Below are 2,206 nucleotides of genomic sequence, written 5' to 3' on the forward strand. Positions count from 1 at the left end.
AGTTGAAGCCGGCTTCCTTCATTGCGGAGGAGTAGCTGTAGTCCGGCAACGAGCCGGCCTTGCGTCCGACGATCTTGTTGAGATTCGGGCCGAGGCGGTTGTCGCCCTCCTTCATGGAATGGCAGGTGCGGCAGGAATTGTTGAAGGCCTGCTTGCCGGCGTCGTCATTCGCGGATTGCTGCGCGAGCGAGGGCGGCGCAAACAGGAGCAGCGTCAATGCTGCAGCGCCGACGAGGGCGTGCAGCCGCAGGCTGGACGAGGATTCCAAGCGTGATTGCATTTGCGCCTCCATCGGGGACCTGCGCCAAAGCAAGCGCGCGTCGGGAATGCCGAGGGCAAACGAAAACGGCCCCGGTGGGTTCCGGGGCCGTTTGCGTCACGTGTCCTGTCGCTTTACCGCGTTGCGGTGCCGAGGTCCGCACGGCGCTCCGTCATGGGAAGCACGATCACCTTGGTGCCGACGTTGACGCGGGAATAGAGGTCGGTGACGTCCTCGTTGGTCATGCGGATGCAACCGGAGGAGACGCGCTTGCCGATGGTCTCGGGGGCGTTGGTGCCGTGGATGCGGTAGATGGTGCCGCCGAGATACATGGCGCGCGCGCCGAGCGGATTGCCGGGGCCGCCTGCCATGTGGCGCGGCAGATAGGGCTGGCGGGCGATCATTTCCGGCGGCGGCGTCCAAGCCGGCCATTCGGCCTTGCGGCTCACCGACTGGATGCCGGACCAGGTGAAGCCATCGCGGCCGACGCCGATGCCGTAGCGCAAGGCCTGGCCGTTGCCGAGCACATAATAAAGATAGGTGTTGGGCGTATCGATGATGATGGTGCCCGGCGCTTCGCGCGTTGCATAAGACACGGTCTGGCGGCGGAAGCGGGCCGGCACCTCGACGGCGTCCTGATCCTCGGACGGTTCGGTCTGATAGGTCGGCGCCTGATAGGGTTGATAGGGCTGGAACGGCTGGGGCGCGGCAGTCGGCGGCAACGGCTGGAAGAACGGGAAGATCTGCATCGGAGCGGCGTTGGCCGCACCGGCGAATGCGACCGCGGAGATCGCTACTGCACCGAACGCGACGACGCGCGAATAGGTCTTGAAGGTGTCCAGATTGAACATGTGATCGCCCCTGTTTGCTCGGTGTTGTTTTTCACCGCGGCACCGTTTCGGTGCTCCGTTGCGTAAGATCACTAACGGCAAAGCGTTTCGGGACATTTGCGCGGAAAGCCGAAAATGGTTTCACGGCGGCAAGGATTGTTTCATGACAGTTTCGTGGCCGTAGGCGTCCGTTAACGAACAAAACAGCCCGCCGACATTTCGATGACGTCACACGCCTGAAATATCCTTCGTTGATGGTCGATGCCTGAGAATCATCAAACTCTCGGGATTTTCCGATGCGGGTATTAATCGCGACCGACGCCTGGCATCCGCAGGTCAATGGCGTGGTGCGGACGCTGACCTCGCTGGCGAACGCGGCCAAGGCACTCGATGTCGAGATCGCCTTCCTCACGCCGGACGGCTTTCCGTCCTGGCCGGTGCCGACCTATCCAGGCCTGCGCTTTGCGCTGCCTTCGGCGAAGGAGATCGCGCGGCGGATCGAGGCCGCGGCGCCTGACGCGCTGCACATCGCGACCGAGGGCCCGATCGGCTGGGCCGCGCGGGCCTATTGCCGCCGCAACCGGCTTGCCTTCACCACGTCCTACACAACGCGCTTTCCGGAATATGTCGCGGTGCGGACCGGCATCCCCGCAAGCGTCGGCTACGCCGTGCTGCGCCACTTCCACGATGCCGCCGCCATGACCATGGTGGCGACCCCGTCGCTGCGGCAGGAGCTATCCGAGCGCGGCTTCAAGCGGCTCGGCTTCTGGACGCGCGGCGTCGATACCGAGCTGTTTCATCCCGATGCTCCGGCACAGCTCGACCTGCCACGTCCGATCTTCATGACGATGGGGCGCGTGGCGGTGGAGAAGAACCTCGAAGCGTTCCTCTCGCTCGATCTGCCCGGCACCAAGGTCGTCGTCGGCGACGGTCCGCAGAAGGCTGCGCTGGAGAAGAAATATCCCGCCGCAATCTTCCTCGGCGAGAAGAAAGGCGCGGATCTCACCGCGCATCTCGCCGCGGCCGACGTGTTCGTGTTTCCGAGCCTGACCGACACGTTCGGCGTGGTGCAGCTGGAGGCGCTCGCCTGCGGCACGCCGGTGGCGGCGTTTCCGGT

Annotated in this window: 3 protein-coding genes; 1 reads left to right on the plus strand and 2 read right to left on the minus strand. The window is 64.5% G+C overall.

Annotated features, from left to right (window positions below):
- A partial coding sequence (locus JHD07_RS38225; protein WP_291631641.1) for a c-type cytochrome occupies nt 1–280 on the minus strand: 280 nt, incomplete at its 3' end.
- A 113-nt stretch (nt 281–393) separates the two neighbouring features.
- Nucleotides 394–1,110, minus strand: a complete 717-nt coding sequence (locus JHD07_RS38230; protein ID WP_291631643.1) for a L,D-transpeptidase — start codon at nt 1,108–1,110, stop codon at nt 394–396.
- Between the two features lie 275 nt (nt 1,111–1,385).
- On the opposite strand from JHD07_RS38230, the gene JHD07_RS38235 reads away from it, so the two are divergent.
- Nucleotides 1,386–2,206 (plus strand): glycosyltransferase family 1 protein (locus JHD07_RS38235; RefSeq protein ID WP_291631645.1); only part of this gene is annotated, 821 nt, incomplete at its 3' end.

The organism is Bradyrhizobium sp., assembly GCF_016462955.1.
Taxonomy (GTDB): domain Bacteria; phylum Pseudomonadota; class Alphaproteobacteria; order Rhizobiales; family Xanthobacteraceae; genus Bradyrhizobium.